14 protein-coding genes are annotated in these 12,506 nt (G+C 71.6%); 5 read left to right on the plus strand and 9 right to left on the minus strand.

The genetic code is table 11. From position 1 onward, the window contains the following. On the plus strand, positions 1-159 hold a 159-nt coding region (locus tag ACZ4EF_RS34235; protein WP_467508115.1), incomplete at its 5' end, for an acyl-CoA carboxylase biotin carboxyl carrier protein subunit. Positions 160-184: 25 nt separating this feature from the next. On the opposite strand, the gene corA is transcribed toward ACZ4EF_RS34235, so the two are convergent. Continuing rightward, positions 185-1,168, minus strand: coding sequence for a magnesium/cobalt transporter CorA (gene corA / locus ACZ4EF_RS34240; RefSeq protein WP_355347640.1), 984 nt, complete (start codon positions 1,166-1,168; stop codon positions 185-187). A gap of 193 nt (positions 1,169-1,361) precedes the next feature. On the opposite strand from corA, the gene ACZ4EF_RS34245 reads away from it, so the two are divergent. From ACZ4EF_RS34245 to ACZ4EF_RS34255, 3 genes are all read left to right on the plus strand, one after another. Continuing rightward, positions 1,362-2,576: an AAA family ATPase gene (locus tag ACZ4EF_RS34245; RefSeq protein ID WP_467508069.1), complete on the plus strand. Its 1,215-nt coding sequence runs from the start codon at positions 1,362-1,364 to the stop codon at positions 2,574-2,576. A 118-nt stretch (positions 2,577-2,694) separates the two neighbouring features. Then, positions 2,695-3,336, plus strand: a complete 642-nt coding sequence (locus tag ACZ4EF_RS34250) for an HAD family hydrolase (RefSeq protein ID WP_355347634.1) — start codon at positions 2,695-2,697, stop codon at positions 3,334-3,336. Between the two features lie 144 nt (positions 3,337-3,480). Beyond that, the gene (locus ACZ4EF_RS34255; RefSeq protein WP_391164284.1) at positions 3,481-3,822 is read left to right on the plus strand and encodes a PH domain-containing protein; all 342 of its coding nucleotides are present in this window, start codon (positions 3,481-3,483) and stop codon (positions 3,820-3,822) included. 66 nt (positions 3,823-3,888) lie between these two features. Here the strand turns inward: ACZ4EF_RS34255 and ACZ4EF_RS34260 are convergent, their stop codons facing one another. Further along, positions 3,889-4,515: a TetR/AcrR family transcriptional regulator gene (locus tag ACZ4EF_RS34260; RefSeq protein ID WP_467508071.1), complete on the minus strand. Its 627-nt coding sequence runs from the start codon at positions 4,513-4,515 to the stop codon at positions 3,889-3,891. Between the two features lie 113 nt (positions 4,516-4,628). After that, a complete protein-coding gene (locus ACZ4EF_RS34265; protein WP_355347625.1) occupies positions 4,629-4,880 on the minus strand; it encodes a hypothetical protein in 252 nt (83 codons plus the stop codon). A gap of 213 nt (positions 4,881-5,093) precedes the next feature. On the opposite strand from ACZ4EF_RS34265, the gene ACZ4EF_RS34270 reads away from it, so the two are divergent. Next, a complete protein-coding gene (locus tag ACZ4EF_RS34270) occupies positions 5,094-5,687 on the plus strand; it encodes a hypothetical protein (RefSeq protein WP_467508073.1) in 594 nt (197 codons plus the stop codon). Positions 5,688-5,820: 133 nt separating this feature from the next. Here the strand turns inward: ACZ4EF_RS34270 and tkt are convergent, their stop codons facing one another. The 6 genes from tkt to ACZ4EF_RS34300 all read right to left on the minus strand — a co-directional run bounded on the left by tkt (position 5,821) and on the right by ACZ4EF_RS34300 (position 12,420). Further along, a complete protein-coding gene (gene tkt / locus ACZ4EF_RS34275; RefSeq protein ID WP_467508075.1) occupies positions 5,821-7,935 on the minus strand; it encodes a transketolase in 2,115 nt (704 codons plus the stop codon). A 52-nt stretch (positions 7,936-7,987) separates the two neighbouring features. Further along, positions 7,988-8,755 carry an SDR family NAD(P)-dependent oxidoreductase gene (locus tag ACZ4EF_RS34280; protein ID WP_355347616.1) on the minus strand — a complete coding sequence of 256 codons (768 nt, stop codon included), beginning with the start codon at positions 8,753-8,755 and terminating at the stop codon, positions 7,988-7,990. Further along, the gene (locus ACZ4EF_RS34285; RefSeq protein WP_355347614.1) at positions 8,752-9,462 is read right to left on the minus strand and encodes a nucleoside/nucleotide kinase family protein; all 711 of its coding nucleotides are present in this window, start codon (positions 9,460-9,462) and stop codon (positions 8,752-8,754) included. Before ACZ4EF_RS34285 ends, ACZ4EF_RS34280 begins: the two co-directional genes overlap by 4 nt. Further along, complete coding sequence (locus ACZ4EF_RS34290; protein WP_391128062.1) at positions 9,459-10,244, minus strand: ATP-binding cassette domain-containing protein; 786 nt, start codon at positions 10,242-10,244, stop codon at positions 9,459-9,461. The genes ACZ4EF_RS34285 and ACZ4EF_RS34290 overlap by 4 nt, the downstream gene beginning before the upstream one ends. Before the next feature lie 137 nt (positions 10,245-10,381). Then, complete coding sequence (locus tag ACZ4EF_RS34295; protein WP_355347608.1) at positions 10,382-11,395, minus strand: ABC transporter permease; 1,014 nt, start codon at positions 11,393-11,395, stop codon at positions 10,382-10,384. Next, a complete protein-coding gene (locus tag ACZ4EF_RS34300; protein ID WP_355347605.1) occupies positions 11,392-12,420 on the minus strand; it encodes a substrate-binding domain-containing protein in 1,029 nt (342 codons plus the stop codon). Before ACZ4EF_RS34300 ends, ACZ4EF_RS34295 begins: the two co-directional genes overlap by 4 nt. Between the last annotated feature and the right edge of the window lie 86 nt (positions 12,421-12,506).

The following is a 12,506-nucleotide window of genomic DNA, read 5'->3' on the forward strand; positions in this document are numbered from 1 at the left end:
GGCCAGCAGGTCACCGCGGGTGATCTGATCGTGGTCCTGGAGGCCATGAAGATGGAACAGCCCCTGAACGCCCACCGGTCGGGCACCGTCATCGGTCTCAAGGCCGAAGTCGGCACCTCCGTCTCCTCCGGCGCCGTCATCTGCGAAATCAAGGAGTGAACGGGACCGCCCGACCCGCACCGGCTCAGAGCCAGCCGCGCCGCTTGAACAGGAAGTACAGGAAGGTCACCACCGACGCCATCAGGCCGAGCACCGCCGGATAGCCCCAGACCTGGCGCAGCTCCGGCATGTGGTCGAAGTTCATGCCGTAGATCCCGGCGATCATCGTCGGGGCCGCCGCCATGGCCGCCCACGCGGAGATCTTGCGCATGTCGTCGTTCTGCCGCACACCCACCTGCGTCAGATGCGCCGCCAGGATGTCGGACAGCAGCCGGTCGAGCCCTTCCTCCGCCTCGTTGACGCGCGCCAGGTGGTCGGCGACATCGCGGAAGAACGGCTTGGTGCGCGCGTCCACGAAGGGCGCGTTGCCGCCGGCCAGCCGGGCCATCGGCTCCGAGAGCGGACTGATGGCCCGGCGGAATTCCAGCACCTGGCGCTTGAAGGAGTAGATGACGCCCGCCACCCGCGAGGAGTCGCCGCCGGTGGGGGAGAAGACCTGCTCCTCCAACTCCTCCAGATCCACTTGCAGCTCCGCGGCGATGTCCAGATAGTCGTCCACGACCGCGTCGCAGATCGCGTAGAGCACGGCCACCGGACCGTGCCGCAGCACCTCGGGGGACTTCTCCAAACGGGAACGGGCGTCGGCGGCCGTCTTCGCGTGCCCGTGCCGCACCGTCACCACGAAGGAGTCGCCGATGAAGATCATCAGCTCGTCGGCCGTGACGCGGCTCTTCTCGTCGTCGTAGCGCAACGGCCGCACGACCGTGAACAGCGCCCCGTCGTACGCTTCCATCTTCGGCCGCTGACGGGCCTTGAGTGCGTCCTCGACGGCCAGCGGATGCAGGTCGAACTCGGTGGCGACCCGGTCGAACTCGCTCGTCGTCGGCTCGTGCATGCCGATCCAGACGAAGCAGTTCCCCGACGCGCGGGCCTCGGCGAGCGCGTCGGACAGGTCGTCCGGCGTCTTCTCGCGACGACCGTCCCGGTAGATGGCGCAATCCACGATCACGCGGTGATCCCTTCGGTGAACGTCCGCGGCCGTACCACCCACGCCCGCGCGGCTCCCGGGCCCGTCCGGCCCTGGCCCGCTCCTGCCCGGAACGCGCCGCTTCATGGCCGGATCGCGCCTCCGCCGCGCCACGCCACCGCGCGACCCGCCCGGTCGGCGCGGATCCCGGCGGCGCGGCTGACAGACTGGCCGCATGCAGGACACCTCCTTCTCGCTGACCCGTGTCCGGCTGCGGCAGTACCGCAGCATCCCGGAAGCCGACGTGGCGCTCGGCCCGCTCGTCTTCCTGATCGGGCCCAACGGCTCGGGGAAGAGCAACTTCCTCGACGCCCTGCGCCTGGTCTCCGAGGGACTGCGGACCTCCCTCGACGAAGCGCTCGACCGGCGCGGCGGCGTCGCGCAGGTCCGCCGCAGGTCGGCGGGACACCCGACCCGCTTCAGCGTCGACCTCGACTTCCGCGGCCCGCACGGCCACGGCGGCTACGGAATCCAGGTCGCGGCCGAACGCGGCGGCGGCTTCCGTATCGTGCGCGAGCACTGCACCGTACGGGCCGCCGCCGCCCGCGACGGCGCGGGCACCGCACCGGCCGAGGCCGCCTACCGGGTGGACGACGGGGTGCTGACCTCCAGCACCGAGTCCGGTATGCCCGCGGCCGACCGTCACCGCCTGCTGCTCGCCGACCTCGCCACCCGCAAGCCCTTCAAGCACGTCCACGACGGCCTCGCCGACATCGGCGTGTTCACCCTCAACCCGGAGGCCATGCGCGAGCCGCGGACGCCCGGATCCGGTCAACTCCTCCAGCGCGACGGCTCCGACATCGCCGCGGTACTGCACCGGCTGGGCCGGAGCGCGCGCGGCCGGGAGGACAAGGCGCGGATCGAGAGCTATCTGCGGCAGATCGTGCCGGGCATCCACGGCGTGACCCGGCGCACGCGCGGGGGCCGCGAGATCCTGGAGTTCACCCAGGACGTGCCCGGCGCCAAGGCGCCCTGGCGGTTCGGCGCGCCCTCCGTCTCCGACGGCACCCTGCGCGCACTCGGCGTCCTCACCTCGCTGTTCACCCCCGCGGGCGGCGCCTACAGCACGGTGGCCGTCGAGGAGCCCGAGACCGCCCTGCACCCCACGGCGACCGGCGCGCTGCTGGCCGCGCTGCGGGACGCCAGCGACCGCCGCCAGGTCATCGCGACCAGCCACAGCCCCGACCTCCTCGACACCGACGAGATCGACCCGGCGGAGCTGCTCGCCGTCCGCGCGCCCGGCGGCCGTACCGTCATCGCCCCGCTCGACGCGCCCGCCACCTTCGCGCTCCGCGCCCAGCTCCACACCCCCGGCCAACTGCTGCGCGCCGACCAGCTCCTGCCGCACCCGTCCCCGCCCGCGGGGGAAGAGCGCGCGCGTGTGAGGTGAGATGGGCCGCCGTCCGCCCGCCCCGCGCGTCCACCGGTGAGCCGACGGCCGCCACGACGGAGTGAAGGACCGGTCGTGGCGCGCCGGGCGGCGCGGCGGCTGCCCTAGGGTGACGACGATGACTACCACGATCGTGTTCGACATCGGCGAGACCCTGATTTCCGACGCGCGGCACTGGGCGGGCTGGGCCGACTGGCTCGGCGTCCCGTCACACACCGTCTCGGCCCTGGTGGGAGCGGTCGTCGCCGAAGGGCGCGACGACGGCGACGCGCTGCGGCTGATCACCCCCGGCCTCGACATCCCCGCCGCCTACGCCGCCAGGGAGGCGGCCGGGCGGGGCGAGCACCTGGACGAGACGGATCTGTACCCGGACGTCCGCCCCGCGCTGGCCCGGCTGCGGGAGGCCGGCATCAAGGTGCTCGCCGCCGGCAACCAGACCGCCCGGGTCGGGGAGCTGCTGCGCGGCCTCGACCTGCCGCTCGACCTGGTCGCCACCTCCGCGGAATGGGCCGTCGCCAAACCGAGCCCCGGCTTCTACGCGAAGGTCGTCGAGGTCGCGGGGGCCGAACCCGAAGAGATCCTCTACGTCGGCGACCACCCCGGCAACGACGTCTTCCCCGCGAAGCGCGCGGGACTGCGCGTCGCCCACCTGCGCCGCGGGCCCTGGGGCCACCTGTGGGCCGACGACCCCGACGTGGCCGCCGCCGCGGACTGGCGGATCAACTCCCTGACCGAACTCGTCGCCATCGCGTCCCGCTGACCGGCACCGGCACCGGCACCGGAACCGGCCTGGGCACCGGCATCGGAAGCCGTACCGCGCGCGGACCGCGACGGGATTGATCATCCGTTCTGTGGGGAGGCGGAGGAATGAGGAGGCGGAGGAATGAGGAGAGAGGGCGGGGACATGAGCACGAGCTACCAGGACGGCTGGATCGAGTGCACACCTGACGCGCTCCGGATCCGCGGCTACTACTTCCCCTGGGGCACGAAGACGATTCCGTACGCGTCGATCCGCACGGTCACCCGCGTGAAGATGGGCGTGTTCAGCGGGCAGGGCCGCATCTGGGGCACCGCGAACCCCCGTTACTGGGCGAGCCTCGATCCGCGGCGGCTGTCCAAGACGGAAGGTCTCGTCCTGGACACCGGGAAATTCGTCCGGCCCTTCATCACCCCGGACGATCCGGCGGCCGTCGAGAGCATCCTGCGCGAGCGCTCCGGCGCCGGACCGGACGACCGGGCTTCCTAGGGCCTGTAGGGCCTGACCGATCCCGTACGCCTGTCCCCTGCGGGGGCCCCGGTCGTACGGAGGGCGTCAGCCGAGCGCGCTCGCCACCGTCACGGCGGGCCCGGTCCGGCCGACGTCACCGGTCCCCGCCGCGATCAGCGCCGAGGCGGCGGCCCGGGCGGCGACGGCCGCCGAGGGGTCGCGGTCCATCCGGGCGGAGATCCCGGCGCCGTCGTAGAGCAGATGGAGCTGGCGGCCCAGCGACCGCGGGTCGGCGGCGCCCGCCTCACCGGCGAGGCGGGTGAACAACTCCCGCAGCCAGGCACGGTAGTTGTCCGCGGCCTCCTCCACGAGACTGCCGGGACCGGCCTCCGCGCCGGCCCGGACGAAGGCGCAGCCGTGGAAGTCCGGTTCCTCGAAGAGCGCGCCCTGCGCCTCGAAGACCGCCAGCAGCCGCTCGCGCGGAGTGTCGCGGCTGTCGACCGCGTCGGTGATCCGCTGGGTGATGCCCGCGTGGCGGCTGTCGAGGTAGGCCCGGATGAGCTGTTCCTTGCCGCCGAAGGTGTTGTACAGCGACGCCTTGGCCACGCCCGCGTGCTCGATGACCCGGTCGATGCCGACGCTCCGCACGCCCTCGGCGTAGAACAGCTCGTCCGCGGCGGCGAGCAGTCGCTCACGCGCCGACGGCTTCGTGGTGGTCCGGGAAGTCGCCATGGCCGTCACCTTTCGGACAGATCTGTCTGCATTATGCCCCGGCGGCGGGACAAGCCCGGGGGCGGCGAGCCGGGACGGTCGGGGGGCGGTCGCGCCCGGCCCGGGGTCCGAGGTCACACGGCCGGCCGGGGGGACTGCTCGGAGGCGGCCCAGGTCAGTTGCTTGAGCTCCATCCGGGCGGCCGGAGCCGTTCCGGGCAGCGACGCCCAGTAGGGATGGGTGGAGATCCGGACGGAGAGCCTTTGCAGGCGGCGCCGGAGCACGGTGGTCTGCGTACCGGCGGGAGCGTCGGCGAGCAGGCGGTAGGTGATGTACCAGTCGCGCTGCGCCTCGATGAGATCAGCGGGGAAGTCGTGCTGCTTCATGGGGGCAATCCTGGCACGTGTTCGAATATTTGTGCGAGTCCATCTCGTCATGTTCGTACGACAGCCGCCCCTCCGCCGCCGGTGGCCGGGGACACGGCCGGGTGGAGAGGCGGTGGAGGGGCGGAGAATGGGGGAGAGGGGGACAATCGGGGTGTTCGCCCGCGTGTCGCGGCTCACGCGCCGCGGCTCGCCCTCGGTGGAGGAGGTCCGGACATGAACGAGGCAACGCGACGGCAGGGCGCGACCGTGTGGGACCCGGCGACGGACGGCGGCACCGCGGGCCATGGCATGGGGGACCGGCCCAAGGGTCCGCACAACATCCAGAACCACTCCCAGGAGTTCGACCAGTCGGTCCGGGACGCGGAGACCGAGGCGGCCACCGCCGACCGGGCCCGCTTCCACGGCGTGTCCGTCCGGCTGCTGGAGTCGGGCACGGCGGTGCACGACTTGATCCAGGCGCTGTTCAACAGGGAGACGACCGCCCCGGCCGATCTGCGGCCGGTGGCCGACGCCTTCCGTCGGCACTGCGCCGCCAAGGACGCCACGGCGGGGCGCGCGCTGGAGTCCCACCCGCCGGTCGCCGAGGCGGTCAGGCGCGACCGCGAGGAGGGCGCGTACCTCCTCGCCCTCCTCGACGGCTCCATCGCGTCGCCGGGTCCGGCCGGAACGCGCGCCCAGACCGTCAACGGTGTGCTGGCCGACATCGACCAGTTCCTCGGCCACGAACAGCGCGACTTCATCCCGCTGATCGAGCGCGAACTCCCGGTCTCGCAGAGCAACCGCCTGGCCGCCTCCTTCGACGGCTGACGGCTGACTACTGACGGCTGACTACTGACGGCCGGAGGACGACGCGTACGCCTGACGCCTGCGACGCCTGCGCCTCACACCTGCGCGTACGCCCGAACCCCGCCCTCCGACCGGCGGCCCCGCTGCCGCCTCACTACCTGCCCATCAGCTCCCGCGCCGCCGACGCGACCGCGTCCGCCGTCAGCCCGAAGTGCTCGTAGAGTTCGGCGGCCGACGCCGACGCGCCGAACTCCTGGACGCCGATCGACCGGCCGTCGAGGCCGATCAGGTCGTACCAGCCCTGACCGACGCCCGCCTCGACCGCGATCCGGCGGCGTACAGTCGGCGGGATGACGCTGTCGCGGTACGCCGCGTCCTGCGCGTCGAACCACTCACGGCACGGCATCGACACGACGCGCGCCCGTATCCCGTCCGCGGCCAGCGCCCGCGCCGCGGCGACGGCGAGCTGCACCTCGGACCCGGTGGCGATGACCACGACGTCCGGGTCGGCCGGACCGGCCGACGGGTCCGCGACGGGCGCCTCGTACCGTACGTAACCGCCCCTGACCGCCTCGGCGGCCGAGCCGAACCCGTCCGTGCCGTCGGGGAAGACCGGCAGGTCCTGACGGCTGAGGCTGAAACCGGTCGGCCCGGCGGACCCGGCCGCGCCGAGCACCTTCCACAGGGCGACGGCCGTCTCGTTGGCGTCACCGGGCCGCACGATGTCCAGGCCCGGAATCGCGCGCAGGGACGCCAGGTGCTCGACCGGCTGGTGGGTCGGGCCGTCTTCGCCGAGGCCGATGGAGTCGTGCGTCCACACGTAGAGCGTCGGCAGCTTCATCAGCGCGGCGAGCCGTACCGCCGGGCGCATGTAGTCGCTGAAGACGAGGAAGGTGCCGCCGTAGGGACGGCTGAGGCCCGACAGCGCGATGCCGTTCATCGCGGCGGCCATGAAGTGCTCGCGGATTCCCCAGTGGACGGTGCGTCCCGCCGGGTCGGCGCCGGGCTGCGCGCTCGACGCCGGAAGGAAGGACGAACTGCCCTCCACCGTCGTGTTGTTGGAGTCGCCGAGGTCGGACGAGCCGCCCCACAGCTCGGGCAGTTCCGCCGCCGCCGCGTTCAACGCCCGCCCGAACGCCTTCCGCGTGGCCACCTGGGTGTCCGCCGCGAAGACCGGACGCGCGTCCTCGAAGGCGGCGGGGAGCCCCTTGGCCGTCAGCCGGTCGAGCAGCGCCCGCCCGTCCGGATTCCCGCGCGCCCACGCGTCGAACGCCGCGTCCCACTCCCGGTGGGCCGCCGATCCCGCCGCGCGCGCCGCCGACGTCAGCCGCTCGTGGAGATCGGCCGATACGTCGAAGGCGGTGTCCGGGTTCACGCCGAGGACGGACTTCGCCGCGCGGACCGCGTCCGCCCCGAGAGCGGAGCCGTGCGACTTCGCGGTGTTCTGCGCGCCGGGCACCGGCCAGGAGATGATGCTGCGCATCAAGACGATCGACGGCCGCGTCGTCTCGGCGGCGGCCTCCTCCAGCGCCCGCGACAGGGCGGACACGTCGATGTCGCCGTCGGCCGCGAGGCCGACCCGCTGCACGTGCCATCCGTACGCCTCGTAGCGGGCGCCGACGTCCTCGCTCGTGGCCAGGTCCGTGCTGCCCTCGATGGAGATCCGGTTGTCGTCGTAGACGACGACGAGGTTGCCCAGGCGCTGGTGCCCCGCGAAGGAACCGGCCTCGGCGCTGATGCCCTCCTGGATGTCGCCGTCGGAGCACAGGACGAACACCCGGTGGTCGAAGGGGCTTGTCCCCTCGGGCGCGTCGGGGTCGAGCAGGCCGCGCTCGCGGCGGGCGCCCATCGCCATCCCGACCGCGGTGGCGATGCCCTGGCCGAGCGGCCCGGTCGTGGTCTCCACACCCGGCGTGTGCCCCCACTCGGGGTGCGCAGGGGTGAGGCTGCCGCGCTTCCGGTAGGCGCGCAGGTCGTCCAGCGTGAGCGGATATCCGGCGAGGTAGAGCTGGATGTACAGCGTGAGGCTGGAGTGACCGCAGGACAGGACGAACCGGTCCCGCCCGCGCCACCGGGGGTCGGCGGGGTCGTGGCGCAGGAAGCGCCGGAATATCAGATGGGCGGCGGGCGCCAGGCTGACGGCGGTGCCGGGGTGACCGTGGCCCGCCTCCTGCACGGCGTCCATGGCCAGGACGCGGGCGGTGGTCACGGCCCGCTGGTCGTCCTCGGTCCAGGGTATGTGGGCATGCTGAACGTACGTGCTCGTCACGAGCGCTCCTTCGACACGAAAAGAGGGTGCGGGCGGGGCGGGGCCCGCCGGCTCACCAGAGGGTGTAGCCGCCGTCGATGACGAGGATCTCGCCGGTGACGAAGGACGAGGCGGGGCTGGCCAGGTAGAGCGCGGCCGGGGCGATCTCCGACGCCTGCGCGTACCGCTGCATGGGCACTTCGTCGATCCAGTAGTGCTTGTACTCGGGCAGGTCGATGTCCGAGATCTCGGTCTTCGTGTAACCGGGCGCGATCGCGTTGACCCGTACCGACCTCGGCGCCCACTCGGCGGCCAGGGACTTGGTCAGGTGGTGGACCCCGGCCTTGGACACGGCGTAAGGGGCGTGCCACTGCGGGCGGTTGATGATCATGCCGGACATGGAGCCGACGTTGACGATCGATCCGGTGCCGCGCTCGACCATCGACTCGCCGACGACCTGGCTGACCTTCCAGACCGCGTCGAGGTTGGTGGCCATCACACGGTCCCAACTGTCGTCGTCGATGGTCAGGGACTCGCCGTGGATGCCGATGCCCGCGTTGTTGATCAGGACGTCGACCGGGCCGAGCTCCGCGGTGACCCGCTCGTTCATGGCCACGATGTCCGCGCGGCTGGTGACGTCGGTCCTCGTCGAGATCGCGGTGGCGCCCAGCGCGGTGAGTTCGGCGACGGCCTCGGCGTTGCGCGCCTCGTCCCGGCCCGCGATGGCGACGGACGCGCCCGCTTCCGCCAGCGCGGTGGCGATGGCCTTGCCGATACCGCGGTTTCCGCCGGTGACGACGGCGACCTTGCCGTTCAGCCGGAACTGGTCCAGGACACTCATGCCGATTGCTCCTCGGTTGACGTCGGCGCTGACTGCGCGTCGGGCACCCGGACGATCCGGTCCGCGCGGGTGCGGGTTGCGTGAATGAGTTCTGCGTTGCGCTGGTCGGAGCCGTGCGACCGCTCGTACGCCTCCGCCGCCGACCGGCCGTACCGCATGTGCCGGGCGATCAGCCGTTCCATGCGCACGTCCTCGTCGGGGTCGACGTACCAGCACGCGTCGAGCAGCGGCTGTACGGCTCCCCACCGGGGCCCGTCGACCAGCAGGTAGTTGCCCTCGGTGACGACCAGCGGGACGTCACGGGGGACGGGCACCGCGCAGGCTATGGACTCCTCGATGGCGCGGTCGAAGAACGAGGCGTAGACGACCTCTTCGTCGCGGGCGCGCAGCCGGCGCAGGAGGTTGATGTAACCGGCCGCGTCGAAGGTGTCGGCGGCCCCCTTGGAGGCGTGGCGGCCGAGCCGGTGCAGTTCGGCGTTGGCCAGGTGGAAGCCGTCGAGGCTGACGAGCACCGCCTGGTCACCGAGCGCGTTCACCAGGGCTTCGGCGAGAGTGGACTTCCCGGAACCGGGCGCGCCCGTGATTCCGAGGATCCGGCGCTGCCCGGAAGTGATCAGCGCCCGGGCCGAGTCGATGAGGGCGTCGTAGTCCGCGCCGTCGGCCCCGGGATTGTGCTGGGGGTCGGCGGCCGGTCCTGGGGGGTTCAATTTTCGCCTTTCGAGAGATCCGTCGGTGCCGCGTGCGCGCCCTGCGGGGCGGAGTCCCCGGCGGGTGCTTCCACGCCCACGAGGGTGTCCGGCGCCTTGGCGCCGGTCATGACGGCGACGGCTTCTTCCATGCTGGTGTCGTTCTTGTCGACCAGGGCGATACGCCGCCCCAGCCGGTGGATGTGGATCCGGTCCGCGACCTCGAAGACGTTCGGCATGTTGTGGCTGATGAGCACCACCGGCAGGCCGTTGTCGCGGACGCGCAGGATCAGGTCGAGGACCTGGTTCGTCTCGCGCACGCCGAGCGCGGCGGTCGGTTCGTCCATCACCACGACGCGGGTCGCCCACGCGGCGACGCGCGCCACCGCGACGGCCTGCCGCTGCCCGCCGGACAGCGTCTCGACCTTCTGCCGGATGGACTGGACGCGGATGCCCAGGTCGGCCATCTGCTGGGCCGAGCCGCGGCGCATGGCGCCCTTGTCCAACTGCCGGAAGACCGTGCCGAGTACGCCGCGACGGCGCTGCTCCCGGCCGAGGTAGAGATTCTGCGAGATGTCCAGGGCCGGGGCCACGCCCAGCTCCTGGTACACCGTCTCGATGCCCGCCCTGCGCGCGTCGAGCGGGCTGCGGAACTGCACTTCCTCGCCGTTCAGACGCAGGGTGCCGGAGCCGGGGACGACCGCGCCGGTCAGCGATTTGATCAGCGTCGACTTGCCCGCGCCGTTGTCCCCGATGACGGCCAGGATCTCGCCGGGCCGCAGGTCGAAGTCGGTGTTGTCCATGGCCACGACGTGGCCGTAGTGCTTGGTGAGGCCGCGGCCCTCCAGCACCTTCGTATGGGACCCGGACTCGGCGGGCTGGGACCCGGTGGGGGTGTACCTGCCGGGAGCGGACCCGTCGGGCAGGGATGCGGAGTGCGTCATCGCGACTGCCTCCTTCGTACGAGTTGGTCGACGCCGACCGCGACGACCACCAGGACGCCGGTGGCGACCTGCTGGTAGAGCGAGTCGATACCGGCCTGGGTGAGGCCGTTCTGCAGCACGGTCACGATCAGCGCGCCGATGAACGTTCCGATGACGCCGCCGCGACCGCCGAACAGGCTGGTGCCGCCGATGACGACCGCGGTGATGCTGTCGAGGTTGGCGGTCGAGTAACCGCTCGGGTCGGCGGTCGGGGTACGGCCGAGCGCCTGCCAGGCGGCGAAGACGTAGACGACCGCGGCGACCATGTACACCCCGAGGAGCAGGCGCTTGACCTTGATCCCGGCGAGTTCGGCGGCCTTGTGGTTGTCACCGAGGGCGTAGACCCGCGTGCCCCAGGAGGTCTGTCCGAGGGCGTAGGCCAGGACGGCGGTGAGGCCGATCCAGAGCATCACGCCGTAGGTGATCGTCACCCCGCCGACCGTCACACCGTTGTTGAGGCAGGTCAGCAGGCTGGAGTTGATCGGGTACGTCTGCGACGAGGTGTAGAGCCTGGCCGCCGCGGCCACCACGGACATCACGCCGAGGGTGACGATGAACGGTGGCAGTCTCAGCAGCGAGACCAGCGCGCCGTTGACCGAGCCGACCGCCACGCACACCACCAGGCCGACCAGCAGCGCCAGGGCCGGGTTGTTGTGGACGGCGATCTTGCCGATCACGACAGAACCGAGCACCATGATCGCGCCGTTGGCCAGGTCGATCCCCGACGTCAGGATGATCAGGGTCTGTCCGAGGGCGAGGGTGCCGACCACGACGGACTGCTGGGCGATCAGCGACAGATTCTCCGAGTTGAAGAACGTGCTGGTCGACAGCGTGAAGACGATCACCGCGACGATCAGGGCGGCGAGCGGTCCGGCGATCTGGTTGCCGGCGAAGGCGCGGAGCAGGCTGCCGCGCGAGATCCCCGTCTCCAGCGCCTCCGCGTCCGCGTCATGCGTCGTCGTTCCTGTCACTTCGGACCCCAGCAGTGGTCGAGGCCCCAGGCGGAGGTCTCGGAGGCGATGCCCTTGACCGGCTTGTCGGTGATCAGGACGGTGCCCGAGTCGGTGACGCCGGCCTTCGGCTTGGTGCCGTCCTTGATGTAGGCGGCGGCGGCCTCGACGGCCATCTCACCCATCTTGCTGGGGAACTGCATGGCGGTGGCGCCGATGACGCCGTTCTTCACGTCCTGGACGCCGGAGCACGCGCCGTCGACCGAGACCAGCGTGGTCTTGCCCGCGAGGCCCTTGTTCTTGATGGCGGTGTAAGCGCCGTGCGCGGTCGGCTCGTTGATCGTGTAGACGACGTTGATGTCGGGGTGGGCCGACAGCAGGTTCTCCATCGCGGACTGCCCGGTGTCGATCGTGCCCTGGGTGAGCGCGGTGCCCGCCACCTGCGGCGACTTGGCGGTGATGCCGTAGCCCTCGAGGAAGCCGTCGTGGCGTCCCTTGGCCGGACCGTCGGACAGGTCGAAGTCGAGCATCGCGATGTGCGGGTCCTGCGGCGAGGACGCCTTGGCCCACTGGCCGATGAGCTTTCCCGCGGCGACGTTGTCGGTCGCGTAGGTGGCGTCCGCGGCGCTCTCCGGCGACAGCGGCGAGTTGACGGTCATCACGAGGATGCCCTTGTCCCTCGCCTGCTTCACCACGCCGTTGAGCGCGGTCGCGTTGGCCGGGGTGAGCACGATGGCCTTGACCTTGTTGGCGATCATGTTCTCGATGGCGGTCACCTGGGTGGCGGAGTCACCGGGCACCTTGGCCTCGGCCTTCATGACCTTCCAGCCCTTGGCCTTGGCGGCGGCCTCGGTCGCCTTCTCCAGGGTGCCGAAGAACGGGTTGCTCAGGTTCAGCTCGACGATGCCGATCGTGACCGCTCCGCCGGAACTGCCGGTGGTGCTGCCGCTGCTCGAACTGCACCCCGCGACGGCGAGGGCACAGGTTCCGGCCAGGGCCATGACTCCGAGCTGTGCCGGTCTGCTGGCCCATCGGGTGATCTTCATGGGGTTCCTCCTGGATGCGGGGCCGTTAACTCGGCCAGTCGGCAGAGCACGGGGCGATGACAGAGATATTTCGCAATGTTTCACTG

This window comes from Streptomyces sp. NPDC025721, assembly GCF_055558595.1.

Bases quoted from the DNA above. Each gene is read 5' to 3' on its own strand.
- ACZ4EF_RS34245 (WP_467508069.1), top strand. From the start codon at position 1,362: ATGCAGGACACCTCCTTCTCGCTGACCCGTGTCCGGCTGCGGCAGTAC.
- ACZ4EF_RS34250 (WP_355347634.1), top strand. From the start codon at position 2,695: ATGACTACCACGATCGTGTTCGACATCGGCGAGACCCTGATTTCCGAC.
- ACZ4EF_RS34255 (WP_391164284.1), top strand. From the start codon at position 3,481: ATGAGCACGAGCTACCAGGACGGCTGGATCGAGTGCACACCTGACGCG.
- ACZ4EF_RS34260 (WP_467508071.1), bottom strand. From the start codon at position 4,515: ATGGCGACTTCCCGGACCACCACGAAGCCGTCGGCGCGTGAGCGACTG.
- ACZ4EF_RS34265 (WP_355347625.1), bottom strand. From the start codon at position 4,880: ATGAAGCAGCACGACTTCCCCGCTGATCTCATCGAGGCGCAGCGCGAC.
- ACZ4EF_RS34270 (WP_467508073.1), top strand. From the start codon at position 5,094: ATGAACGAGGCAACGCGACGGCAGGGCGCGACCGTGTGGGACCCGGCG.
- ACZ4EF_RS34280 (WP_355347616.1), bottom strand. From the start codon at position 8,755: ATGAGTGTCCTGGACCAGTTCCGGCTGAACGGCAAGGTCGCCGTCGTC.
- ACZ4EF_RS34290 (WP_391128062.1), bottom strand. From the start codon at position 10,244: ATGGACAACACCGACTTCGACCTGCGGCCCGGCGAGATCCTGGCCGTC.
- ACZ4EF_RS34300 (WP_355347605.1), bottom strand. From the start codon at position 12,420: ATGAAGATCACCCGATGGGCCAGCAGACCGGCACAGCTCGGAGTCATG.